The 21,907-nt window shown below is 55.7% G+C and carries 37 protein-coding genes; 32 read left to right on the forward strand and 5 right to left on the reverse strand.

What is annotated here, in order from left to right; translation table 11 throughout:
* Positions 1-17: 17 nt before the first annotated feature.
* The 31 genes from FBAL_RS01395 (at position 18) to rplQ (ending at position 17,898) form a co-directional block, all read left to right on the forward strand.
* Positions 18-1,202 (forward strand): outer membrane beta-barrel protein, encoded by a 1,185-nt coding sequence (locus FBAL_RS01395; RefSeq protein ID WP_171814245.1) that lies wholly within the window; start codon positions 18-20, stop codon positions 1,200-1,202.
* Between the two features lie 9 nt (positions 1,203-1,211).
* Positions 1,212-1,733, forward strand: a complete 522-nt coding sequence (locus tag FBAL_RS01400) for a polysaccharide biosynthesis/export family protein (protein WP_013343786.1) — start codon at positions 1,212-1,214, stop codon at positions 1,731-1,733.
* A 27-nt stretch (positions 1,734-1,760) separates the two neighbouring features.
* Positions 1,761-4,010 (forward strand): GumC family protein, encoded by a 2,250-nt coding sequence (locus tag FBAL_RS01405; protein WP_013343787.1) that lies wholly within the window; start codon positions 1,761-1,763, stop codon positions 4,008-4,010.
* A 276-nt stretch (positions 4,011-4,286) separates the two neighbouring features.
* A complete protein-coding gene (gene rpsJ, locus FBAL_RS01410; protein WP_013343788.1) occupies positions 4,287-4,598 on the forward strand; it encodes a 30S ribosomal protein S10 in 312 nt (103 codons plus the stop codon).
* Positions 4,599-4,632: 34 nt separating this feature from the next.
* The gene (gene rplC, locus FBAL_RS01415) at positions 4,633-5,271 is read left to right on the forward strand and encodes a 50S ribosomal protein L3 (RefSeq protein WP_013343789.1); all 639 of its coding nucleotides are present in this window, start codon (positions 4,633-4,635) and stop codon (positions 5,269-5,271) included.
* Positions 5,272-5,288: 17 nt separating this feature from the next.
* A complete protein-coding gene (gene rplD / locus FBAL_RS01420) occupies positions 5,289-5,894 on the forward strand; it encodes a 50S ribosomal protein L4 (protein ID WP_013343790.1) in 606 nt (201 codons plus the stop codon).
* Positions 5,891-6,193, forward strand: coding sequence for a 50S ribosomal protein L23 (gene rplW, locus FBAL_RS01425; protein WP_013343791.1), 303 nt, complete (start codon positions 5,891-5,893; stop codon positions 6,191-6,193). The genes rplD and rplW overlap by 4 nt, the downstream gene beginning before the upstream one ends.
* 18 nt (positions 6,194-6,211) lie before the next feature.
* Positions 6,212-7,036, forward strand: coding sequence for a 50S ribosomal protein L2 (rplB, locus tag FBAL_RS01430; protein ID WP_013343792.1), 825 nt, complete (start codon positions 6,212-6,214; stop codon positions 7,034-7,036).
* A gap of 15 nt (positions 7,037-7,051) precedes the next feature.
* A complete protein-coding gene (gene rpsS / locus FBAL_RS01435) occupies positions 7,052-7,330 on the forward strand; it encodes a 30S ribosomal protein S19 (RefSeq protein WP_013343793.1) in 279 nt (92 codons plus the stop codon).
* Between the two features lie 10 nt (positions 7,331-7,340).
* A complete protein-coding gene (gene rplV / locus FBAL_RS01440) occupies positions 7,341-7,673 on the forward strand; it encodes a 50S ribosomal protein L22 (protein WP_013343794.1) in 333 nt (110 codons plus the stop codon).
* A gap of 11 nt (positions 7,674-7,684) precedes the next feature.
* Complete coding sequence (rpsC, locus tag FBAL_RS01445; RefSeq protein ID WP_013343795.1) at positions 7,685-8,374, forward strand: 30S ribosomal protein S3; 690 nt, start codon at positions 7,685-7,687, stop codon at positions 8,372-8,374.
* An 11-nt stretch (positions 8,375-8,385) separates the two neighbouring features.
* The gene (rplP, locus tag FBAL_RS01450) at positions 8,386-8,799 is read left to right on the forward strand and encodes a 50S ribosomal protein L16 (protein WP_013343796.1); all 414 of its coding nucleotides are present in this window, start codon (positions 8,386-8,388) and stop codon (positions 8,797-8,799) included.
* Positions 8,799-8,990 carry a 50S ribosomal protein L29 gene (rpmC, locus tag FBAL_RS01455; RefSeq protein ID WP_013343797.1) on the forward strand — a complete coding sequence of 64 codons (192 nt, stop codon included), beginning with the start codon at positions 8,799-8,801 and terminating at the stop codon, positions 8,988-8,990. Before rplP ends, rpmC begins: the two co-directional genes overlap by 1 nt.
* On the forward strand, positions 8,990-9,238 hold the full coding sequence (gene rpsQ, locus FBAL_RS01460) for a 30S ribosomal protein S17 (RefSeq protein WP_013343798.1): 249 nt from the start codon (positions 8,990-8,992) through the stop codon (positions 9,236-9,238). The genes rpmC and rpsQ overlap by 1 nt, the downstream gene beginning before the upstream one ends.
* 163 nt (positions 9,239-9,401) lie before the next feature.
* Positions 9,402-9,770, forward strand: a complete 369-nt coding sequence (rplN, locus tag FBAL_RS01465) for a 50S ribosomal protein L14 (protein WP_013343799.1) — start codon at positions 9,402-9,404, stop codon at positions 9,768-9,770.
* An 11-nt stretch (positions 9,771-9,781) separates the two neighbouring features.
* The gene (gene rplX, locus FBAL_RS01470; protein WP_013343800.1) at positions 9,782-10,096 is read left to right on the forward strand and encodes a 50S ribosomal protein L24; all 315 of its coding nucleotides are present in this window, start codon (positions 9,782-9,784) and stop codon (positions 10,094-10,096) included.
* 14 nt (positions 10,097-10,110) lie between these two features.
* The gene (gene rplE / locus FBAL_RS01475) at positions 10,111-10,650 is read left to right on the forward strand and encodes a 50S ribosomal protein L5 (RefSeq protein WP_013343801.1); all 540 of its coding nucleotides are present in this window, start codon (positions 10,111-10,113) and stop codon (positions 10,648-10,650) included.
* 11 nt (positions 10,651-10,661) lie between these two features.
* Complete coding sequence (gene rpsN / locus FBAL_RS01480) at positions 10,662-10,967, forward strand: 30S ribosomal protein S14 (protein ID WP_013343802.1); 306 nt, start codon at positions 10,662-10,664, stop codon at positions 10,965-10,967.
* Positions 10,968-10,984: 17 nt separating this feature from the next.
* A complete protein-coding gene (gene rpsH, locus FBAL_RS01485; protein WP_013343803.1) occupies positions 10,985-11,377 on the forward strand; it encodes a 30S ribosomal protein S8 in 393 nt (130 codons plus the stop codon).
* A 12-nt stretch (positions 11,378-11,389) separates the two neighbouring features.
* The gene (gene rplF, locus FBAL_RS01490) at positions 11,390-11,923 is read left to right on the forward strand and encodes a 50S ribosomal protein L6 (RefSeq protein WP_013343804.1); all 534 of its coding nucleotides are present in this window, start codon (positions 11,390-11,392) and stop codon (positions 11,921-11,923) included.
* 9 nt (positions 11,924-11,932) lie between these two features.
* A complete protein-coding gene (gene rplR, locus FBAL_RS01495; RefSeq protein ID WP_013343805.1) occupies positions 11,933-12,283 on the forward strand; it encodes a 50S ribosomal protein L18 in 351 nt (116 codons plus the stop codon).
* A 14-nt stretch (positions 12,284-12,297) separates the two neighbouring features.
* Positions 12,298-12,798: a 30S ribosomal protein S5 gene (gene rpsE, locus FBAL_RS01500; RefSeq protein ID WP_013343806.1), complete on the forward strand. Its 501-nt coding sequence runs from the start codon at positions 12,298-12,300 to the stop codon at positions 12,796-12,798.
* Positions 12,799-12,804: 6 nt separating this feature from the next.
* The gene (gene rpmD / locus FBAL_RS01505; RefSeq protein WP_013343807.1) at positions 12,805-12,984 is read left to right on the forward strand and encodes a 50S ribosomal protein L30; all 180 of its coding nucleotides are present in this window, start codon (positions 12,805-12,807) and stop codon (positions 12,982-12,984) included.
* 1 nt (position 12,985) lies between these two features.
* The gene (rplO, locus tag FBAL_RS01510; protein ID WP_013343808.1) at positions 12,986-13,420 is read left to right on the forward strand and encodes a 50S ribosomal protein L15; all 435 of its coding nucleotides are present in this window, start codon (positions 12,986-12,988) and stop codon (positions 13,418-13,420) included.
* A 14-nt stretch (positions 13,421-13,434) separates the two neighbouring features.
* Positions 13,435-14,754 (forward strand): preprotein translocase subunit SecY, encoded by a 1,320-nt coding sequence (secY, locus tag FBAL_RS01515; protein ID WP_013343809.1) that lies wholly within the window; start codon positions 13,435-13,437, stop codon positions 14,752-14,754.
* A gap of 24 nt (positions 14,755-14,778) precedes the next feature.
* On the forward strand, positions 14,779-14,892 hold the full coding sequence (gene rpmJ / locus FBAL_RS01520; RefSeq protein ID WP_013343810.1) for a 50S ribosomal protein L36: 114 nt from the start codon (positions 14,779-14,781) through the stop codon (positions 14,890-14,892).
* Between the two features lie 139 nt (positions 14,893-15,031).
* Positions 15,032-15,388, forward strand: coding sequence for a 30S ribosomal protein S13 (gene rpsM / locus FBAL_RS01525; RefSeq protein WP_013343811.1), 357 nt, complete (start codon positions 15,032-15,034; stop codon positions 15,386-15,388).
* 13 nt (positions 15,389-15,401) lie between these two features.
* The gene (gene rpsK, locus FBAL_RS01530) at positions 15,402-15,791 is read left to right on the forward strand and encodes a 30S ribosomal protein S11 (RefSeq protein WP_013343812.1); all 390 of its coding nucleotides are present in this window, start codon (positions 15,402-15,404) and stop codon (positions 15,789-15,791) included.
* Positions 15,792-15,819: 28 nt separating this feature from the next.
* Positions 15,820-16,440, forward strand: coding sequence for a 30S ribosomal protein S4 (gene rpsD / locus FBAL_RS01535; RefSeq protein WP_013343813.1), 621 nt, complete (start codon positions 15,820-15,822; stop codon positions 16,438-16,440).
* Positions 16,441-16,465: 25 nt separating this feature from the next.
* Complete coding sequence (locus FBAL_RS01540; RefSeq protein ID WP_013343814.1) at positions 16,466-17,458, forward strand: DNA-directed RNA polymerase subunit alpha; 993 nt, start codon at positions 16,466-16,468, stop codon at positions 17,456-17,458.
* 38 nt (positions 17,459-17,496) lie between these two features.
* Entirely contained in the window at positions 17,497-17,898 is a 402-nt protein-coding gene (rplQ, locus tag FBAL_RS01545; protein WP_013343815.1) for a 50S ribosomal protein L17, read from the forward strand.
* Positions 17,899-18,480: 582 nt separating this feature from the next.
* Here rplQ and ccmE read toward each other — a convergent pair.
* Genes ccmE through ccmA form a run of 5 tightly spaced genes read right to left on the reverse strand, consistent with a single transcriptional unit; the run spans position 18,481 to position 21,265 of the window.
* Entirely contained in the window at positions 18,481-18,963 is a 483-nt protein-coding gene (gene ccmE / locus FBAL_RS01550) for a cytochrome c maturation protein CcmE (protein ID WP_013343816.1), read from the reverse strand.
* Positions 18,960-19,172 carry a heme exporter protein CcmD gene (ccmD, locus tag FBAL_RS01555; protein ID WP_013343817.1) on the reverse strand — a complete coding sequence of 71 codons (213 nt, stop codon included), beginning with the start codon at positions 19,170-19,172 and terminating at the stop codon, positions 18,960-18,962. The genes ccmE and ccmD overlap by 4 nt, the downstream gene beginning before the upstream one ends.
* Positions 19,169-19,921 (reverse strand): heme ABC transporter permease, encoded by a 753-nt coding sequence (locus FBAL_RS01560; protein WP_013343818.1) that lies wholly within the window; start codon positions 19,919-19,921, stop codon positions 19,169-19,171. The genes ccmD and FBAL_RS01560 overlap by 4 nt, the downstream gene beginning before the upstream one ends.
* A gap of 1 nt (position 19,922) precedes the next feature.
* The gene (ccmB, locus tag FBAL_RS01565) at positions 19,923-20,606 is read right to left on the reverse strand and encodes a heme exporter protein CcmB (RefSeq protein WP_013343819.1); all 684 of its coding nucleotides are present in this window, start codon (positions 20,604-20,606) and stop codon (positions 19,923-19,925) included.
* An 11-nt stretch (positions 20,607-20,617) separates the two neighbouring features.
* Positions 20,618-21,265 (reverse strand): cytochrome c biogenesis heme-transporting ATPase CcmA, encoded by a 648-nt coding sequence (ccmA, locus tag FBAL_RS01570; protein ID WP_013343820.1) that lies wholly within the window; start codon positions 21,263-21,265, stop codon positions 20,618-20,620.
* A gap of 332 nt (positions 21,266-21,597) precedes the next feature.
* Here ccmA and FBAL_RS01575 point away from each other — a divergent pair, with 332 nt between their 5' ends.
* Positions 21,598-21,891: a c-type cytochrome gene (locus FBAL_RS01575; protein WP_013343821.1), complete on the forward strand. Its 294-nt coding sequence runs from the start codon at positions 21,598-21,600 to the stop codon at positions 21,889-21,891.
* Positions 21,892-21,907: the final 16 nt, after the last annotated feature.

Here is a 21,907-nt window from a genome sequence, read left to right on the forward strand (position 1 = left end):
TCCATATGGGGTGGCGCGTGAAACAACATTGGGGATGGATTTTGGCGGCATTGGCGACGGGCGTCAGTGCCACGGAGTTTGAACCAGCACGGTTGAGACTGGGAGAGGGAGTACAGTTTCAACCGACCATGGGACTGGAGTACGGTTACGACGACAACCTGCTGCACACCAGTGCCGAGTCATTGGACTCGCAGTACCTGCGGATCACACCGGAACTGCAATTTGTCTGGGGGCGGCGGATCAGCCACCTCAAGGCTGGCTATGTCCTCGATGCGGCCAGCTACTTTGATTCCTCCGATGACAACTACATTGATCATGACCTCAATCTGATTGGTCATCATGAATTTACCGCCCGCCATCGCGTTGACGCCACCTATGACTACATAAAGGGTCATCAAGCCCGGGGTACCGGCATTGCCGAGTTCAGCGAAACCGATGAGCCGGTAGAGTTCACTGAACACGACGCCTATGGTGCTTACGAGTTCGGGGCGCAAACGGCTCGGATGCAGCTGGGCGTGAACCTGGGTTACTACCAACGCACCTACGACAACTTCCGCGAGCGCAGCCAATACCGCGACTATGACACTTTCCGTTATGGCGCCACCGCCAAGTGGCGGGTGGGTGCCCGCACCAAGCTGTTACTGGACCTCTCCGACAGCGACATCAGTTATGACCGGGTAGAGCCGGGTCAGCTCAGCCGGGACAGTAACGTGACTCGCGGCCTGGTGGGGGTTATCTGGGAAGCCACCGCTAAGAGCGAAGGGCGGGCGGCGTTCGGTGTTGAAGACAAACGGTTTGATGACAGCGGCCGGGAAGACTTTACCGGCTTTGCCTGGGACGTGGCCTTTATCTGGCGACCCACCACTTACTCCACCCTTGAGCTGATCAGTGCCCGAGAAAGTAAAGATCCCTTCACCAATGGCGACTACGTGGAGGAGTCCAGCTATGAGTTAGGCTGGGAACACTATTGGCAGGAACGTTGGGCCACCAATCTGGAACTGCTCTATGCCGATAAGGACTACACCGGGGATGACCGCGAAGATGAGGTCACAAAGATCCGCGTCGGGGTCATCTACGAGTTTCGTCGCTGGCTCAAGTTTGAGCCCTTCTATAGCTACTGGGACAACAGTTCGACTCGCACCGACCCGCAGTTGAACTACGATAAAAATCAATTCGGTCTGGTGATGACACTGGCACTGTGAGGTAAATCGATGAAGTGGTGGATTGCGTGTTTGTGGCTGGTGTGTTCGGCGGTATCAGCCAACGATGCCGCGGGATACCTATTGGGCCCGGGCGATCAGATCCGGATCCAGGTATTTGGAGAGCCGGACCTGAGCATCTCCGAAATCCGTCTGGGTGAATCCGGCAGCATCTCCTATCCCTACCTGGGCCAGATACGCCTTTCCGGGCTGCGCCTGAGCCAGGTTGAGCAGCTGATCCATAAGGGCCTGAAAGGGGACTACCTGATCAACCCCAGCGTCTCGGTGAGCATCGTCGAGTACCGTCCCTTCTTTATCAACGGTGAAGTACGCCGTCCGGGTGGCTATCCCTTTCAGCCAGGGCTGACCGTGCGCAAAGCGGTGGCGCTGGCGGGCGGTTTAACCGAGCGGGCGTCCTCCAGGGACATCTCACTGACCCGCAAAACCCCAAATGGTGAACGCATTATCGAAGTCTCTATGGCCTCAGAGGTACAGCCAGGGGATTCCATCTACATCGAAGACTCATTCTTCTGAATGCCCACTGAGAACCCGGAGAACCCTATGAATCGCGATGCTGGAGTCCGTCAGGAGCCTGGTCTGAAGATGGAGTGGGTGGGGATCAGTGGCCGCATGGCGGTATTGGCCCGCTATCGCTGGTGGATATTGCTGGCCACCTTGGTAACCACCATTGTGGCGGCCTTGTACGTCACCCGCCTTCCCGCCATCTACGCGTCCACTGCCACCCTGCTGCTGGAGAACACCCCGTCCAAGGTGGTCTCCATTGAGGGGGTGTACGGCGTGGATTCGAGTCGGGATGAATACTTCCAAACCCAGTACGAAATCATTCAGTCCCGCAAGATTGCCGAAACGGTCATCGATGAGCTGAGGCTGACCGAACAGAAAGAGTTTGTGCCGGTCCAGAGCAGCGGCTTTGGCCTGGCCATGGTCAAAGGGTGGGTCCAACAACAGTTGGGCCGACTGTTTGGCAGTGCTGACGCCGGGCCACCGCCTACCGCGGAGGAGCAAGCGTATCGCCTGCGCCAGCAGGTGATTGGTGAGTACTATCAGCGCCTGACCCTGAAGCCCGTGCGCAATACCCAATTGGTGAGCATCCAGTTTGAAGCGCAGGACCCGCAGCTGGCGGCCGAGGTGGCGAATGCCATTGGTCAGGCTTACATCGAGTCCTATATGGAAGACAAACTGGTGGCGACCCAGGAAGCCACCGGCTGGATGCGGGAGCGCCTGGAAAAGCTCAAGAGCAACCTGAGGGCGTCGGAGGAGTCGTTGCAGCAGTTTCGCGAAGACGCGGGCCTGGTGGATGTTGAAGGACTCCTGACCCTGGAAAGCCAGGAACTGGAGAAGATCGCTAACCGTCTGTCCGAAGCCCGTGAACGACGCAGCGCGGCGGAGTCCGTGGCACGGACCGTATCGAGCTCAGGAGGTGGTGACATTGAGGAACTGGCGTCTCTGCCGGAGATCAACCGTCACCCCAGCGTACAGCGGTTGCGTGACGCTGAGTCCCAGGCGGAGCAAAAGGTTGCGCAGCTGTCTAAGCGCTATGGCCCCAAACATAAGGCCATGATCACCGCTGAGGCGGAGCTAAACGAAGTGCGTGTGGCATTGCGCCGACAGATCCGCGAACTGGTTAGTGGCATTCAACAGGAGTACCGCTCGGCCCGTTCTCAGGAAGCCACTCTGTCCGATGAGCTGGCGGCCGCTCGCCAGAACTACCAGGGGCTCAGTAAGAACGAAAGCCAGTACCGGGAGCTGCAACGGGAGGTGGAAACCAACCGACAGCTCTATGACACCTTTATGACCCGGATTAAAGAGACCGGGGTAGCCGGGGACTTTAACGAGGCGATTGCCCGCTTTACCGATAAAGCGCTGCCCGCATTGCTGCCGAGTCGACCTCAGAAAGGGGCGATTCTGGCGCTGGTGCTGGTGGCGTCCCTGTTGCTGTTCTCGTTTATGGCCTTGCTTCACGCGCGCTATGTGGACGTCATCAGCCGTGCCAGTGAGGTGGAATCGGAACTCTCCGCCAAGCTGCTGGGTATCGTTCCCGAAGTGAGAAGCCTGAACGACAAGTCCACGGTCAAAACCTACTTTGACAAACGGCAGCCGGAATTTGGTGAAGCGTGGCGCAGCGTGCGTACCGCATTCACCCTTCAGCACATGAACTCCACTGGCCTGGCGATGGCGATCAGCTCTGCGCTGCCGGGGGAGGGCAAGACCACCTCGGCGATCAGCCTGGCGCTGTCACTGCAACAGGTGAAGCGGGTGCTGCTGATTGACTGTGACCTTCGCAAGCCAAAGGTGGGCAAAGCCTTCGAGTTGCCCTCCTATCAACCGGGCCTGACCAACGCCCTCTGTGGCACCCACTCACTGGAACAGTGCATGTATCAGGATGAGGACAGTGGCTTGACCCTCTTGTCCGCCGGGACGGTGTTATCGAACCCGCTGGAAGCGCTGTCCGGCGACAGCTTCCGTCGTGTGCTGCAGCAGGCGAGGGCACAGTTTGATGTGGTGCTGCTGGATACGCCGCCGGTGCACGCCGTCTCGGACGCGCTGGTGGTGGCCCGCACGGCGGGCTCGATGCTGTTTATTGTCCGTGCCGACCATACCCGTGCCCGCCTGGCTCAGAACGCGCTGGAACGGGTATTGGAGAACAAGATCCTGCTGGAAGGCGTGGTGCTGAACCGGGCAGGGAAGGGGGCCATGAAGGCGCAGTACGGTCGGGGGTACGACACCTACTATGGGCATGGTTATGAACAGACCAGTCCCGCGTCGGCACCGCGCGAGAGTGCGGCCTAGCGCACAAAACCGCTGATCTTATTGAGGTAGGATCTGCCACCAATAAATCGGGACGGATTGTACAAAAAGGCCCTTGCGTTTATCGGCAAGGTGCGTATAATTCGTCCGGCTCAGGCAATTGGCTTGAGTGCATCTTCGGATGCATGACGCAATATGCGTCATTCATACAGCGACTCCGATTTGGAGTCGAATGGTTAGCGAATCGTCTCTTCCCCTTTCATAAGAAGGTGGTGAAGGGATTGGTTTATGTGTTTCTTAGAGTTGGAGCTCTGGTCAATGCAGAACCAAAGAATCCGTATCCGCCTGAAGGCGTTCGATCACCGCCTGATCGACCAGTCTACCGCGGAAATCGTTGAGACTGCTAAGCGCACTGGTGCTCAAGTTCGCGGTCCCATCCCGCTGCCCACCCGTAAAGAGCGCTACACCGTACTGATCTCTCCTCACGTGAACAAAGACGCACGTGATCAATACGAGATCCGTACTCACAAGCGCTTGGTGGACATTGTTGAGCCTACCGATAAGACTGTTGACGCGCTGATGCGTCTGGATCTGGCTGCTGGCGTCGACGTGCAGATCAGCCTGGGTTAAGGCTGAGATCCTAAGCGGAAAGAGGTTTAGAAGAATGGCTATCGGTCTTGTAGGTCGCAAAGTAGGTATGACTCGCATCTTCACTCCTGAAGGCGTGTCTATCCCTGTGACCGTAATCGAAGTAGAACCGAACCGTGTAACCCAGGTTAAGACGCTGGACACTGATGGCTACAGCGCTCTGCAGGTAACTGCTGGCGCCAAAAAAGCCAACCGCGTTACCAAACCTGAAGCTGGTCATTTTGCCAAAGCTGGCGTTGAAGCTGGTCGTGGCACTTGGGAGTTTCGCCTGGGTGAAGGTGAAGGCGAAGGCATCGAACTGGGTGCTGAGCTGAAAGTCGACATCTTTACTGATGTTGCAAAAGTAGACGTTACCGGTCAATCCAAGGGTAAAGGTTTCCAGGGTGCTATCAAGCGCTGGAACTTCCGTTCCCAGGACATGACTCACGGTAACTCCTTGAGCCACCGTGCTCCGGGTTCCATTGGTCAAAACCAATCCCCGGGTAAGGTATTCAAGGGCAAGAAAATGGCTGGCCACATGGGCGCTGAGCGTGTAACCACTCAGAACCTGGACGTGGTACGTGTTGACGTTGAACGTAACCTGCTGCTGGTTAAGGGTGCAATCCCTGGTGCCAACGGTGGCAACGTGATCGTTAAGCCTGCCGTTAAAGCGTAACGTCTGAGGAGATAGTAATGGAATTGGTAATGAAAGACGCGCAGAGCGCTCTTGAAGTTTCCGAAACTACCTTCGGGCGTGAATTCAACGAAGCTCTGGTACACCAGGTAGTAGTGGCTTACGCCGCTAACGCCCGTCAGGGTACCCGTGCTCAGAAGACCCGCGCTGAAGTTACTGGCACCGGCAAAAAGCCGTGGCGCCAGAAAGGTACTGGCCGTGCTCGTTCCGGTACCGTTAAGAGCCCGATCTGGCGTTCTGGTGGTGTGTCCTTTGCTGCTAAGCCGCAGGACCACGGTCAGAAAGTAAACAAAAAGATGTACCGCGCCGCTCTGCGCAGCATTCTGTCTGAGCTGGTACGTCAAGACCGTCTGATCGTTGTTGAGAAGTTCGCTGTTGAAGCTCCGAAAACCAAAGAACTGGTTGGCAAGCTGAAAGAGCTGGAACTGAACGACGTGCTGATCGTAACCGGTGAAGTTGACGAGAACCTGTTCCTGGCTTCTCGCAACCTGTACAAGGTTGACGTACGTGACGCAGACGGCATCGACCCGGTTAGCCTGATCGCCTTTGACAAGGTTCTGATGACTGCTGACGCGGTTAAGCAGATTGAGGAGAAGCTGGCATGATCCGTGAAGAACGTTTGCTGAAAGTGCTGCTGGCTCCGCACATCTCTGAAAAGAGCACCATGGCTGCCGAACTGAACAACACTATGGTGTTCAAGGTTGCCAAGGACGCTACCAAAGCAGAGATCAAAGCTGCGGTTGAGAAGCTGTTCGAAGTGCAGGTCACTGGCGTTCGCACCAGCGTGGTTAAGGGCAAGGTTAAGCGTCACGGCGCTCGTTTCGGTCGTCGTAGCGACTGGAAAAAAGCCTACGTAACCCTGGCCGAAGGCGCTGACATCGACTTCGTCGGCGGCGCTGAGTAAGCAGTAGGAGTTTAGATAATGGCTATTGTTAAGTGTAAGCCTACCTCTGCGGGTCGTCGCCACGTCGTTAAGGTCGTGAACAACGAGCTGCACAAGGGTAAGCCCCACGCTGCTCTGTTGGACAAGAAGTCCAAGACTGGTGGTCGTAACAACGCCGGCCGCATCACCACTCGCCACATCGGCGGTGGTCACAAGCAGCACTACCGTATCATCGACTTCAAGCGCAACAAAGATGGCATCACTGCCAAAGTTGAGCGCCTGGAATACGATCCGAACCGCAGCGCTAACATCGCTCTGGTTCTGTACGCCGACGGTGAGCGTCGTTACATCCTGGCCCCGAAAGGTCTGCAAGCTGGTGACACCATCGTGTCTGGCCAGGAAGCTGACATCAAAGTGGGCAACGCTCTGCCGATGCGCAACATTCCGGTAGGTTCTACCGTGCACAACGTTGAACTGAAGCCTGGTAAAGGCGGTCAGATCGCACGTTCTGCCGGTGCTTACGCCCAAATCGTTGCTCGCGACGGTGCTTATGTAACCCTGCGTCTGCGCTCCGGCGAGATGCGCAAGGTGCTGGCCGAAGGCCGTGCCACCCTGGGTGAAGTAGGTAACTCCGAGCACATGCTGCGTCAGCTGGGTAAAGCTGGTGCCATGCGCTGGCGTGGTGTTCGTCCGACCGTTCGTGGTGTTGCCATGAACCCGGTTGATCACCCGCACGGTGGTGGTGAAGGTCGTACTTCTGGTGGTCGTCACCCGGTAACCCCGTGGGGCGTTCCGACCAAAGGTAAGAAGACCCGCAGTAACAAGCGTACCGATAAGTACATCGTACGTCGTCGTACCAAGTAATTTAGAGGATTCACCATGCCACGTTCTCTCAAGAAAGGTCCGTTTATCGACCTGCACTTGCTGAAGAAGGTAGAGAAAGCGGTGGAAAGCGGAGACAAAAAGCCTGTTAAGACTTGGTCCCGTCGTTCGATGATCATTCCTGATATGATTGGTCTCACCATCGCTGTCCATAATGGTCGTCAGCACGTACCGGTTTTCGTTACTGAAGACATGATCGGTCACAAGCTGGGCGAATTTGCGCCGACTCGCACTTACCGCGGCCATGCTGCGGATAAGAAAGCGAAGAAACGCTAAGGGGTAGAAGATGGAAGTTTTAGCTAAACACCGTTTTGCCCGTACCTCTCCGCAAAAGGCTCGCCTGGTTGCCGACCAGATCCGTGGTCTGCCGGTTGACCGTGCCCTGGATATCCTGGCTTTCAGCCCGAAAAAAGCTGCCAGCCTGGTGAAGAAGGTACTGGAGTCTGCCATTGCCAACGCAGAACACAACGAAGGTCTGGATATCGACGATCTGAAAGTCGCCAAGATCTACGTTGATGAAGGTCCGACCATGAAGCGCATCATGCCGCGTGCTAAAGGCCGTGCCGATCGCATCCTGAAGCGCTCCAGCCACATCACTGTGGTTGTGGCCGATAAGTAAGGGGAGCAGCAATGGGACAGAAAGTACATCCGAATGGTATCCGCCTTGGTATCACCAAGCCCTGGTCCTCGACCTGGTACGCGGAGAAGAAAGATTACGCTGACAACCTGTTCAGCGACCACGAAGTGCGTCAATTCCTGAAGCAGGAACTGAAGAACGCTTCCGTTTCCCGCATCACCATTGAGCGTCCGGCCAAGAGCATCCGTGTGACCATTCACACCGCTCGTCCGGGTGTTGTAATCGGTAAGAAAGGGGAAGATGTTGAGAAGCTGCGCCTGAAGGTGGCCAAACTGGCCGGCGTTCCTGCGCAAATCAACATCAGCGAAGTTCGCAAGCCGGAACTGGATGCCCAACTGGTAGGTGACTCTGTTGCCTCTCAGCTGGAGCGTCGTGTTATGTTCCGTCGCGCTATGAAGCGCGCGGTACAGAACGCAATGCGTTTGGGTGCCAAGGGCATCAAGATCGAAGTTTCTGGTCGTCTGGGTGGCGCCGAGATCGCACGTACCGAATGGTACCGTGAAGGTCGCGTGCCGCTGCACACCCTGCGCGCTGACATCGACTACGCCACCTCCGAAGCTCACACCACTTACGGTGTAATCGGTATCAAAGTTTGGATCTTCAAAGGTGAAGTTCTGGGCGGTATGCCGGTAGTAGCTGAAGAGCCGAAGGCGCAGCCGAAGCGCAAAGGTCGTGGTAAGTAAGGGGAACCGAGATGCTGCAACCTAAACGTATGAAGTTCCGTAAGATGCACAAAGGCCGTAACCGTGGTGTAGCCACCAGCGGTGACAAGGTATCCTTTGGCTCTTTCGGCCTGAAAGCGACCACTCGTGGCCGTCTGACTGCGCGTCAAATCGAAGCGGCTCGTCGTGCTATGACCCGTCACATCAAGCGTCAAGGTAAGATCTGGATCCGTGTATTCCCGGATAAGCCGATCACCGAAAAGCCGCTTGAAGTGCGTATGGGTAAAGGTAAAGGTAACGTCGAGTACTGGGTAGCTCAGATCCAGCCGGGTCGTGTTCTGTATGAGATGGATGGTGTTGCTGAAGAGCTGGCTCGTGAAGCCTTCTCCCTGGCTGCTGCCAAGCTGTCTGTTCAGACCACCTTTGTAACTCGTAAGGTGATGTGATGAAAGCACAAGATCTGCGTGAAAAGAGCGTTGAAGAGCTGAATGCTGAGCTGCTGAACCTGCTCCGCGAACAGTTCAACCTGCGTATGCAGAACGCTACCGGTCAGCTGAAAGCGACTCACGAAATGAAGAAGGTACGCCGCAACATCGCGCGCGTTAAGACCGTTCTGACTCAGAAGGCAGGTGCGTAATGTCTGACAAAATCCGTACTCTGCAGGGTCGTGTGATCAGCGACAAGATGGACAAGTCCATCACTGTAGCAATCGAGCGCAAAGTAAAGCACCCGATCTACGGTAAGTTCATGAAGCGCACTACCAAGCTGCACGTTCATGACGAGACTAACCAGTGTGGTATCGGTGACCTCGTGGAAATCCGCGAGTGCCGTCCTCTGTCCAAGACCAAGTCCTGGACCCTGGTGAACATCCTGGAAAAAGCTTAATTTTTAAGGCTTTATCTTTGATGTGAAGTAACCGGCCCGGGGCGACCTGGGCCGGTTAATTTTTATCTATCCTTTCTCTGGCAGTTGGTGTTATAATTTCGCGCCTTTTTAAGGCAGCCAACAGCCCGAAAGGGCAACTGAAGTAAATTAGCGGAGCACTGAAATGATCCAAATGCAATCTGTGCTGGATGTTGCCGATAACTCCGGCGCACGCAGCGTGCAGTGTATTAAGGTCTTGGGTGGCTCTCACCGTCGTTACGCCGGCATCGGCGACATCATCAAGGTTTCCGTGAAGGAATCTATTCCGCGCGGTAAGGCCAAAAAAGGTGATGTGTACAACGCGGTGGTAGTTCGTACCAAGAAGGGCGTACGTCGTCCTGACGGTTCTGTCATTCGCTTCGACCGTAACGCCGCAGTACTGCTGAACGCAAACCTGCAGCCGATCGGCACTCGTATCTTTGGCCCTGTGACCCGTGAACTGCGTAATGACAAGTTCATGAAAATTGTGTCCCTGGCGCCGGAAGTACTGTAAGGAGCTAAACCATGGCAGCAAAAATCCGTCGCAATGACGAAGTGATTGTACTGGCCGGTAAGGACAAGGGTAAACGCGGTAAGGTTTCCCAAGTACTGACCACTGGTAAGATCGTCGTCGAAGGCGTGAACCTGGTGAAGAAACACCAGAAGCCGAACCCCCAGCTGGGTGTTCAAGGTGGCATCGTAGAGAAGGAAGCCCCCATCCACGCGTCTAACGTGGCACTGTTCAACCCTGCTACTGGCAAGGCTGACCGTGTGGGTTTCCGATTTGAAGACGGCAAGAAAGTCCGTTTCTTCAAGTCCAACGACGAAATCGTTAAGTAATTTTGGAGTAAACGATGGCGAAACTGCATGATTACTACAAAGAAGCTGTAGTAAAAGAGCTGATGCAGCAATTCGGCTATAAGAGCATCATGCAAGTCCCTCGGATTGAAAAGATCACCCTGAACATGGGTGTCGGTGAAGCCGTAGCGGACAAGAAGGTGCTGGAAAATGCCGTTGCTGATATGGCAGCAATTTCCGGTCAGAAACCTCTGGTTACCAAAGCTCGCAAATCTGTTGCTGGCTTTAAGATCCGTGAAGGTTACCCGATTGGCTGTAAAGTAACCCTGCGCGGCGAGCGTATGTGGGAGTTCTTCGAGCGCCTGGTGTCCATCGCGGTACCGCGTATCCGTGACTTCCGTGGCCTGAACCCGAAAGCGTTCGATGGCCGTGGTAACTACTCCATGGGCGTTCGTGAGCAAATCATCTTCCCGGAAATCGATTACGACAAGATCGATAAGCTGCGCGGTATGGATATTACCATTACCACTTCCGCCGGCTCTGACGAGGAAGGGCGTGCTCTGCTGGCTGCCTTTAACTTCCCGTTCCGCAAGTAAGGTGTAGGGTTATGGCTAAACTTTCCATGAAAGCGCGTGAAGCAAAGCGCGCTAAGCTGGTAGCTCAGTACGCTGAAAAGCGTGCCGCGCTGAAAGCGATCATCAAGGACGTCAACGTTTCTGAAGAAGAGCGTTGGGATGCTGTCCTCAAACTGCAACAACTCCCGCGTGACTCCAGTGCGTCTCGTCAGCGTAACCGCTGCAACATCACTGGCCGTCCCCACGGTGTCCTGCGCAAGTTCGGCCTGAGCCGTATCAAACTGCGTGAAGCCGCCATGCGTGGTGAAGTTCCTGGCCTCAAAAAGGCCTCTTGGTAATTCGGGAGTAAGCGAATATGAGCATGCAAGATCCGATCGCGGATATGCTGACGCGCATCCGCAACGGCCAGTCTGCCAACAAAGTTGCAGTGACCATGCCGTCCTCAAAGCTGAAGGTAGCTATCGCTAACGTTCTGAAAGCAGAAGGTTACGTAGCTGATTTCGCCGTCTCCGGTGACGTTAAACCGACTCTGGAAGTAACTCTGAAGTACTTCCAAGGTAAGCCGGTGGTTGAATCCATCGCGCGTGCCAGCCGCCCCGGCCTGCGCATCTACAAGAAAAAAGATGAGCTGCCGACCGTAATGGGTGGTCTGGGTATCGCTATCGTGTCCACCTCTCAAGGTGTGATGACCGACCGTGCAGCCCGTAACCTGGGTCTGGGCGGCGAGATCATCTGCTACGTAGCGTAAGGAGGTAGCAAAATGTCTCGAGTAGCTAAGGCACCCGTTGCTATCCCTGCCGGCGTAGAGGTATCTCTGAACGGTCAGGAAATCACCATTAAAGGTGGTAAGGGCACTCTGGTTCGTGAAATCCACGAAGCAGTAGTAGTAACCAAAGAAGAGAACGAAATCACTTTCGGTCCTCGCGAAGGCGCTGCCAACGCTTGGGCTCAAGCTGGTACCGCTCGCGCTCTGGTTAACAACATGGTTATCGGTGTTACCGAAGGCTTCACCAAGAAGCTGGAACTGCTGGGCGTGGGTTACCGTGCCGCAGTTAAAGGCAACGCTGTGAACCTGACTCTGGGCTTCTCCCACCCGGTTGAATACGTTCTGCCGGAAGGTGTGAAGGCCGAGTGCCCCAGCCAAACTGAAATCGTCCTCACTGGCTCAGACAAGCAGTCTGTTGGTCAGGCGGCCGCTAACATCCGCGCTTACCGCGCTCCTGAGCCTTACAAAGGTAAAGGTGTACGTTACGCTGATGAGCAAGTGCGCCGTAAAGAGGCCAAGAAGAAGTAAGGTAACACGATGGACAAGAAAGCAGCTCGTCTGCGTCGCGCTACCCGCGTACGCAAACAAATTCAGGAAATGGGCGCGACTCGTCTGGTCGTGCACCGTACTCCGCGTCACATCTACGCCCAGGTTATCGCTGCAGATGCATCTGTAGTGGCAACCGCTTCTACTGTAGAGAAGGCGATCAAAGAGCAACTGACTGGCACCGGTAACACCGATGCTGCTAAGGCAGTTGGTAAGGCTGTGGCTGAACGTGCTCTGGAAAAAGGCGTTAAAGCCGTTTCCTTCGATCGCAGCGGCTTCCAGTATCACGGTCGCGTAGCCGCTCTGGCTGACGCAGCTCGTGAAGCTGGCCTCCAGTTCTAAGTTGGGAGTGGATCATGGCGAATATTGAAAATCAAGCCGGTGACCTGCAAGAGAAGCTCATTGCAGTAAACCGTGTTTCTAAGGTGGTTAAAGGTGGTCGCATCTTTAGCTTCACCGCTCTGACCGTAGTTGGTGACGGTAACGGCCGTGTTGGCTTTGGTTACGGTAAGGCTCGCGAAGTGCCTGCCGCTATCCAGAAAGCCATGGAAAAAGCCCGTCGCAACATGTACACCGTGTCCCTGAAGAACGGCACCCTGCACCACCCGGTGAAAGGCCGTCACTCTGGTTCTAAGGTTTACATGCAGCCTGCTTCTGAAGGTACCGGTATTATTGCTGGTGGTGCGATGCGCGCCGTTCTGGAAGTTGCTGGTGTACACAACGTACTGGCGAAAGCTTACGGTTCCACCAACCCGATCAACATCGTGCGCTCCACTGTTGACGCGCTGGTGAACATGAAGTCTCCCGAGCAAATCGCTGCTAAGCGCGGTCTGCCGGTTGATGAGATCCGGGGGTAATCGGTCATGGCTAAAACTATCAAGGTTACTCAGACCAAGAGCTCCATCGGTCGTCTGCCTAAGCACAAGGCGACTCTGGTAGGCCTGGGTCTGCGCAAAATCGGTCACACCGTTGAGCTGGAAGATACTGCTTCCGTTCGCGGCATGATCAACAAAGTTTCCTACATGGTTAAAGTGGAGGAGTAACATGCGCCTGAATACTTTGTCTCCGGCCGCTGGCTCCAAAACTGCAGCTAAGCGTGTAGGCCGTGGTATCGGTTCCGGTCTGGGTAAGACTGGTGGCCGTGGTCACAAAGGTCAGAAGTCCCGTTCTGGTGGCTCCGTACGTCCTGGTTTCGAAGGCGGTCAGATGCCTCTGAAACAGCGTCTGCCGAAGTTCGGTTTCACTTCTCGCAAGTCTCTGGTTTCTGCTGAAGTTCGTCTGAGCGAACTGGCGAAAGTAGAAGGCGACGTAGTGAGCCTGGCGACCCTGAAAGACGCTGGTGTTATTTCCGCCAACATTCAGTTTGCGAAAGTAGTGCTTTCAGGTAAAATCGAGCGCCCAGTGACTGTAACCGGTCTGAAAGCGACCAAAGGCGCTCGCGAAGCCATTGAGGCCGCGGGCGGCAAAATCGAAGAGTAACGGGAAAGTACGCAATGGCTAAGCCAGGACTTGAGTTAAAAAGTGCGAAAGGGGGCCTTTCGGAGTTGAAAGCGCGTCTGTGGTTTGTACTCGGCGCGATTATCGTATTCCGGGCAGGTTCTTTCGTGCCAATTCCTGGTATTGACGCCGCTGTGCTTGCCGAACTGTTCAAGCAGCAACAAGGTACCATCGTGAGCATGTTCAACATGTTCTCCGGTGGTGCCTTGGAACGTGCCTCCATCTTCGCCCTGGGGATCATGCCGTACATTTCGGCGTCGATCATCATGCAGCTACTGACCGTAGTGCATCCCGCCATGGCGGAGCTGAAGAAAGAGGGTGAGTCTGGTCGTCGTAAGATCAACCAGTACACCCGCTGGGGCACCCTGGTACTGGCCACCTTCCAGTCCATCGGTATTGCAACTGGCTTGCCCAGCATGCTGCCGGGTCTGGTGGTGAACCCGGGCTTTGGCTTCTACTTTGTAGCGGTCGTGAGCCTGGTAACTGGTACCATGTTCCTGATGTGGCTGGGTGAGCAGATCACCGAGCGCGGTATTGGTAACGGCATCTCGATCCTGATTTTCTCAGGCATCGTGGCCGGTCTGCCTTCCGCTATCGGTCAAACGGCAGAGCAAGCGCGTCAAGGTGAAATGCACTTAATCCTGCTGCTCGGTCTGGTTGTGATCGTCAGCCTGATTACCGCTTTTGTGGTGTTTATGGAGCGCGGTCAGCGTCGAATCGTGGTAAACTACGCCAAGCGTCAGCAAGGCCGCCGCGTATTCGCTGCTCAAAGCACTCATTTGCCTCTGAAAGTGAATATGGCTGGTGTGATCCCGCCGATCTTCGCGTCCAGCATCATTCTGTTCCCGGGCACTTTGGCCCAATGGTTCGATAAGAACCAGGGTGGCATTCTGTCAGACATCTCTCTGGCACTGTCTCCCGGACAGCCGCTGTACGTCATGATTTATGCGGTCGCGATTGTCTTCTTCTGTTTCTTCTACACGGCTCTGGTGTTCAACCCCCGTGAGACTGCAGACAACCTGAAGAAGAGTGGTGCGTTCATCCCCGGAATTCGTCCGGGCGAGCAAACTGCCCGTTATATTGATAAAGTAATGACCCGCCTGACTCTGGCTGGCGCGGCTTACATTACCTTTATCTGCTTGGTTCCGGAGTTCATGATGATTACGACCAATGTACCTTTCTACTTTGGTGGTACCTCACTGCTGATTATGGTGGTGGTAATCATGGACTTCATGGCTCAGGTACAGACTCATCTGATGTCATCTCAGTATGAATCTGTGCTGAAGAAGGCCAACCTTAAGGGCTACGGCCGTTAAGGTCGCCGAATACGGAGTACCAAAATGAAAGTTCGTGCATCCGTTAAGAAGATGTGCCGCAACTGCAAGGTCATCAAACGTAACGGCGTTGTACGTGTTATCTGCTCTGAGCCGAAGCACAAACAGCGTCAGGGTTAATCGGATTTTCCGGTAAAACCCAACGAAGCGCACAGGGCTGGCCCATGGTCAGCCCCTGTGTTGTTGCAAACCGGTCTGCTGTTGAGTATCCTATCGGGCTTTTCGCAGTCGACCAATTGACAATAGTAGGAGTGCTATAGTGGCCCGTATCGCTGGCATTAACATTCCTGAGCATAAACATGCGGTTGTTGCTCTGACCGCCATTTTCGGCATCGGCCAAACTCGCGCAAAAGCTATTTGCGTTGAAGCTGGCATCGCTGAAGATGTGAAATTTAAAGATCTCGACGAAGCCACCATTGATAAGGTGCGTGAAGTTGTTGGCCAATTCACCGTTGAAGGTGACCTGCGCCGTGAGATCTCCATGAACATTAAGCGTCTGATGGACCTGGGCTGCTTCCGCGGTCTGCGTCATCGTCGCAGCTTGCCTGTTCGTGGTCAACGTACCAAGACTAACGCGCGCACCCGTAAAGGTCCGCGCAAGCCGATTAAGAAGTAAGGGGAATTAAGCAATGGCTAAAACTCCTTCTCGTACTCGTAAGAAGGTACGTAAGCAGGTAGCTGACGGCATCGCGCACGTTCATGCTTCCTTCAACAACACCATCGTGACCATCACCGACCGTCAAGGTAATGCCCTGGCTTGGGCTACCGCTGGTGGTTCTGGTTTCCGTGGTTCTCGTAAGTCCACTCCGTTCGCTGCCCAGGTGGCTGCTGAGCGTTGCGCTGAAATCGCAAAAGAGTACGGCTTGAAGAATCTGGAAGTCGAAGTGAAGGGTCCGGGTCCGGGTCGTGAATCGTCCATTCGTGCGTTGAATGCTGCGGGTTTCCGCATCACCAACATCACTGATGTGACTCCGATCCCGCACAACGGTTGTCGTCCGCCGAAAAAACGTCGCGTGTAACGCACGTTAGGACTGTTGGAGAAAGAACATGGCAAGATATTTGGGTCCTAAGCTCAAACTCAGCCGTCGTGAAGGTACTGACCTGTTCCTGAAAAGCGGCGTTCGAGCGATCGATTCTAAATGTAAGATTGATACCGTACCTGGTCAGCACGGCGCTCGTCGCGCTCGTCTGTCCGACTACGGTGTTCAGTTGCGTGAGAAGCAGAAAGTACGTCGTATGTACGGCGTTCTGGAAAAGCAATTCCGTAACTACTACAAAGAAGCGGCTCGTCTGAAGGGCAACACTGGTGAAAACCTGCTGCAACTGCTCGAAAGCCGTCTGGACAACGTGGTATACCGCATGGGTTTTGGTGCTACCCGCGCCGAAGCTCGTCAGCTGGTAAGCCACAAGGCCATCAAGGTTAACGGTCGTGTTGTAAACATCCCGTCCTTCTCCGTTTCTCCGAACGACGTTATCGCCGTTCGCGAGAAAGCTCAGAAGCAGGCCCGTATTAAAGGTGCCCTGGAAGTCGCTGAGCAACGCGAGAAGCCGACTTGGGTAGAAGTAGACGGCGCTAAAATGGAAGGCACTTTCAAGCGCCTGCCGGAGCGTAGCGATCTGTCTGCTGATATCAACGAACAGCTGATCGTCGAGCTTTACTCCAAGTAAAGCTTAACCATAGAGAGAGGACACAATGCAGGGTTCTGTTACCGAATTTCTAAAGCCGCGACTTGTAGATATTGATCAAGTTAGCCCCTATCGGGCGAAGGTGACTCTGGAGCCGCTCGAGCGTGGTTTCGGCCACACTCTGGGCAATGCGCTGCGTCGCATCCTGCTCTCTTCTATGCCTGGCTGTGCTGTAACCGAAGTCGAGATCGACGGCGTGTTGCACGAGTACAGCAGCAAAGAAGGCGTGCAGGAAGACGTTCTTGAGATTCTGCTGAACCTGAAAGGTCTGGCAGTTAAGCTCGAGGGCAAAGACGAAGCGATTTTGACTCTGAGCAAGTCTGGTGCGGGCCCTGTCACTGCGGCAGACATCACCCACGACGGTGATGTAGAGATCGTTAATCCGGAACACCTGATCTGTACTCTGACCGGTGCCGATGCTGAAATCAGCATGCGTATCAAAGTCGAACTGGGCCGTGGTTACATCCCGGCCTCTGCTCGCGCACAGGTTGAAGAAGATGAGCGTCCCATCGGCCGTTTGCTGGTGGACGCCTCTTTCAGCCCGGTAGTTCGCATTGCCTACAATGTAGAAGCCGCCCGTGTTGAGCAGCGTACCGACTTGGATAAGCTGATTATCGACATGCACACTGACGGTACTCTGGATCCTGAAGAGGCGATCCGTCGCTCCGCCACTATCCTGGCAGAGCAACTGGAAGCCTTTGTGGACCTGCGTGACGTTAGCGAGCCGGAAGAGAAAGAAGAGAAGCCGGAATTCGATCCGATCCTGCTGCGTCCTGTCGACGACTTGGAGCTCACTGTTCGTTCGGCAAACTGTCTGAAAGCAGAAGCCATTCATTACATTGGCGATCTGGTTCAGCGTACCGAAGTTGAGCTGCTGAAGACCCCCAACCTGGGTAAGAAGTCGCTCACTGAGATTAAAGACGTGTTGGCCTCTCGTGGTCTGTCTCTGGGCATGCGCCTGGAGAACTGGCCGCCGGCCTCACTTGCCGACAACATGTAACCAAGTCTGGTAAAGATTTAGGTTAAAAGGATAAGGTCATGCGCCATCGTAAGAGTGGTCGTCAACTGAACCGCAACAGCAGCCACCGTCAAGCCATGTTCCGCAACATGGCTGGTTCTCTGGTTCGCCACGAGGTTATCAAGACGACCTTGCCTAAGGCCAAAGAGCTTCGCCGTGTAGTAGAGCCGCTGATCACCCTGGCTAAAACTGACAGCGTTGCTAACCGCCGTCTGGCATTCGCCCGCACCCGCGATCAATTCGTAGTGGGCAAACTGTTTAACGAACTGGGTCCCCGCTATCAAGAGCGCGCTGGTGGTTACACCCGCATTCTGAAGTGTGGCTTCCGCGCTGGTGACAACGCGCCGATGGCTTACATCGAGCTGGTTGATCGTCCGGCTGCAGAAGAGGTTGCCGAAGAAGCTCAAGCTTCTGCCGAGTAATCTCCCATTTCGAAAAAGGGCTAGCGTTTGCTAGCCCTTTTTGTTTTTCTGGCCTGCCACACGCCACACGCCACACGCCACACGCCACACGCCACACGCCACACGCCACACGCCACACGCCACACGCCACACGCCACACGCCACACGCCACACGCCACACGCCACACGCCACACGCCACACGCCACACGCCACACGCCACACGCCACTAGCGATGCGTGTCGGGCGTTCCGGTCACCTCCCTCTCTGAAATCGTTCTCTTCTCTCAGTTATCTTGCTGCTGGCAACGTTCTCAGGCTGTCGAGGCGAAATGAACGGGGCTGAGCGACCCGCACGCGTTTGCTTTTCCGTCGGCAGGGATACGATTCGAGAGGTTTAGACCGCAGGAGGGTTCCCTAGCGTCGAGGCTCTGCTCGCTGGGCTAAGCGCGCTCTCAGGGCGGTGGTAACGAGCTCTGACAGCAACAGTGTGGAATGGGTGCTATTGACGTGTCGACAGGCTCAGAAGCGCTGTGAGGCGTTGCTGCGCGGGCAAAAGAAAAGCCCCCATAATGGGGGCTTGTTCGGAGGGCTGAGGACCTTGGCTTAGTAGCCGCCGCCGGTCTGGCTCTCGGAGTATTCCATCTGCTCATGGCTCTTGCCCATGGCTTCGGCGATCTCAGGCGACATGTAGTTCTCGTCGTGCTTGGCCAGTACTTCGCTCGCTTCCAGAGTGGTGGAGTCCACCAGAGTGCCCTGGGCAACGATGCCCTGACCTTCACGGAACAGGTCAGGCAGCATGCCGTCATACAGTACGGTCACGGCCGGGCCGGTGTCGGCAACCTGGAAGGCGATCTTGAGGCTGTTGGGATCACGCTCTACAGAGCCTTCCACCACCATGCCACCGATACGGATACGCTGGCCCACTTCGGGCTTGAGGCCATCCTGACGGCCCTGTACCACTTCGGTGGCGGTAAAGAACAGGTCAAGGTTGGAGTTCAGCGCATAAATCAGCAGGGACGCAATGGCGGCCACGCCACCGATCAGGGCTGAGGCAAAGACGAGTCGCTTCTTACGACGTGGGTTCATGCAGCTTTACTCCTGTGTTGACGCAGACGCTCTTCACGAGCCTGCTGCTTAGCAATGTTTTTCAGTACAGTTTTACGCTTTCGGAGGGAATTGACAACAAGCGCGGCCAATGCCAGGGCGCCAACGCCGTAAGAAAGCCAAACATAGAAGGCGTAGCCGCCCATCTCAAAGAATTCTGCCGCGGAGGCAAACTGGAAAGTCAGGTTCATGCGCTTTTCTTCTCCTCGGCTTCAACCATGGCACGCACCCAGGGGCGCATGCTGTTGCGGGCCAGCACTTCAGCACGGAAGCGCAGAATGGACAGGGCACCAATCAGTACGGCAAAGCCAAAGATGTTGCACAGCAGCGGGATCAGCATCTCAGGCGGCATGTTGTTGCTCTGGCCGACGGTGATGGCGTTGGGCTGGTGCAGGGTGTTCCACCACTCTACGGAGTACTTGATGATCGGCAGGTTGATGACGCCAACGATGGCGAGGATGCCGGCGGCCTTGGCGGCCATCACTTTGTCCTCGAAGGAGGCGTACAGAGCGATAACGCCCAGGTACAGGAACAGCAGCACCAACTCGGAGGTCAGTCGTGCATCCCACACCCACCAGGTGCCCCACATCGGCTTGCCCCAGGCAGCGCCGGTCAGCAGTGCGATAAAGGTCAGTACGGCGCCCACCGGTGCGATAGCCGCTGCGGCGATGTCCGCCAGTTTCAGCTGCCAGACCAGGCCAATAAAGGCGCAGATGGCCATGGCGGTGTAAGCGGCCATCGACATGGAGGCGGCGGGCACGTGCAGGAAGATGATGCGATAGGAATCACCTTGCTGATAATCGACAGGGGCGAAACCTAAGCCCCAGATGGTGCCGGTGGCGATAAGCAGGGTAGCCAAAGCCGCAAACCAGGGCAGCATGGCTCCGGCCAGGTGATATGCGCGCTCAGGGTGCGCGTAGGGGTGTAACCACTTCCACATGTCAGTTTGTACTCACTCTTAGGGATGCGCCGATGGCAACGGGTGCCAGAACCAGAGAGCCCACTAACATAGCCGCGAGAATGGCCAGATGGCCAGTAAAGGGCATGTTCATGGACGCAGCATCAATGGCGCTGGTCGCGAAAATCAAAACGGGAATGTACAGCGGCAGGATCAGCAGGCTGAGCAAAACACCGCCTTTGCGAAGCCCTACGGTCAGGGCGACGCCGATTGCCCCCAGCAGGGACAAGATGGGAGTGCCGACGGCCAGAGTGGCCATCAGAGCACCGTAGCTGTTTTCATCCAGGTGCAGCAGTACCGCGAGCAGCGGGGCGGCCAGGATCAGCGGCACGCCAGTCACCAGCCAGTGGGCCAGTACTTTGGCCAGCACCATGAGCGCTAACGGCTGGGGGCTGAGCATCATCTGCTCCAGCGCACCGTCGCTGTAGTCGGATTTGAACAGGCGCTCCAGCGACAGCATGGCGGACAGCAACGCGGCCACCCAGATGATGCCGGGCGCGATTCGGGTCAGGGTGTTTGGCTCAGGGCCAATACCCAGCGGAAACAGGGTGACCACCATGACGAAGAACATCAACGGGTTGAAGATATCACCGCTGTGGCGGAACGCGATCTGAAGGTCCCGCTTCAGTACCGTGGTGAACGCTTGGCGATAGTTAATCTGACGCATTGGTCGCTTCCCTAAACAAATTGGTAGTCAAGCCGAAGCTTGCGCAGACGGTCGCCAGAAACCAGCTGCAGATCCTGGTGAGTGGTGAGGATCACGCACCCGCCATTATCGGCGTGTTGCATAAACAGTTGCTCCAGCTCCTGCACGCCTCGTTTGTCGATGGCGGTTAACGGCTCATCGAGGATCCAGATTTTGGATTGAGTGTGCCAGAGGCGGGCGAGGGCGATACGACGATGCTGACCCGCGGACAGGTGGCCGGCCGGGTGCTCTTCAAAGCCGGTCAGATTGACCTTGGCCAGGGTGTCGTGGATGGGAGCATCGGCGTAGCCGGCAATCTTGAGGTTGAACTCGAGGTTCTCTTCGGCGGTGAGTTCGCCTTTAACGCCAGGCAGGTGGCCGAGGAACAGCAAGTCGGCGTGATAGTCATCACGGACGTCCTCGATACGCTCGCCACAGTAATGCACCTGGCCGGCGTAGGGACGGGACAGACCGGCGAGGATGCGCAACAGGCTGCTCTTTCCGGCGCCGTTGGGTCCTTCGATCTGGATGATGTCACCAGGGTGAATATCAAAGCTCAGTTCGTCGAACAGGATCCGTTCTTCACGGATGCAGGTCAGCGCCTGGGCAGTCAACAGCGGTGTGCGGGATGCTTCTGTCACCTAGTCCTCGGGTGTTCAGGCCGGTTGATATGGGTCGGATTTTAACATAGGGGGCGGAGCGATCACCGAATAAGCTCCCAAATCCGTTCTTATCTGGCAAATATTGTCACTCCTTTCCCTGAGATGTGAGCCACCTAACAGTTGCGGTACTGACGTGCCAGCGTCCTCTGATGTGACCACAGCGTGGCCGATGGGTTTCACTGTTCGCTCCAAAATGCGATCTAAAGCAACGTGGGTGTAAAACTGTGAACCCTGTGATACCCTTCGGTCAGCGCTGGCGTGTATCCATGCCCTGTGCTGAATATGTCAACGTCAACGGATTGGAAGAGAAAATGAAGAAGATTGTTGCTCTGGCCGCTGTGGCCAGCCTGACCATGGCCAGCAACGTGATGGCCCAAGACGGTGAAGCGGTATACCAGAAGGCGTGTAAGACCTGCCATGAAATGGGCATCGCTGGTGCACCGAAAGTGAAAGACGCAGCGGCCTGGGAGCCGCGCCTGGGCAAAGGTATGGATGCCCTGGTAAGCAGCGTTAAAACCGGCCTGAACGCTATGCCCCCGGGTGGCATGTGCATGGATTGCACCGATGAGGACCTGAAGGCCGCCATCGAGTACATGGCCAAATAAGCGCAGTGTACGAATA

The organism is Ferrimonas balearica DSM 9799 (assembly GCF_000148645.1).
In the GTDB taxonomy this organism is placed as follows: Bacteria; Pseudomonadota; Gammaproteobacteria; order Enterobacterales; family Shewanellaceae; genus Ferrimonas; species Ferrimonas balearica.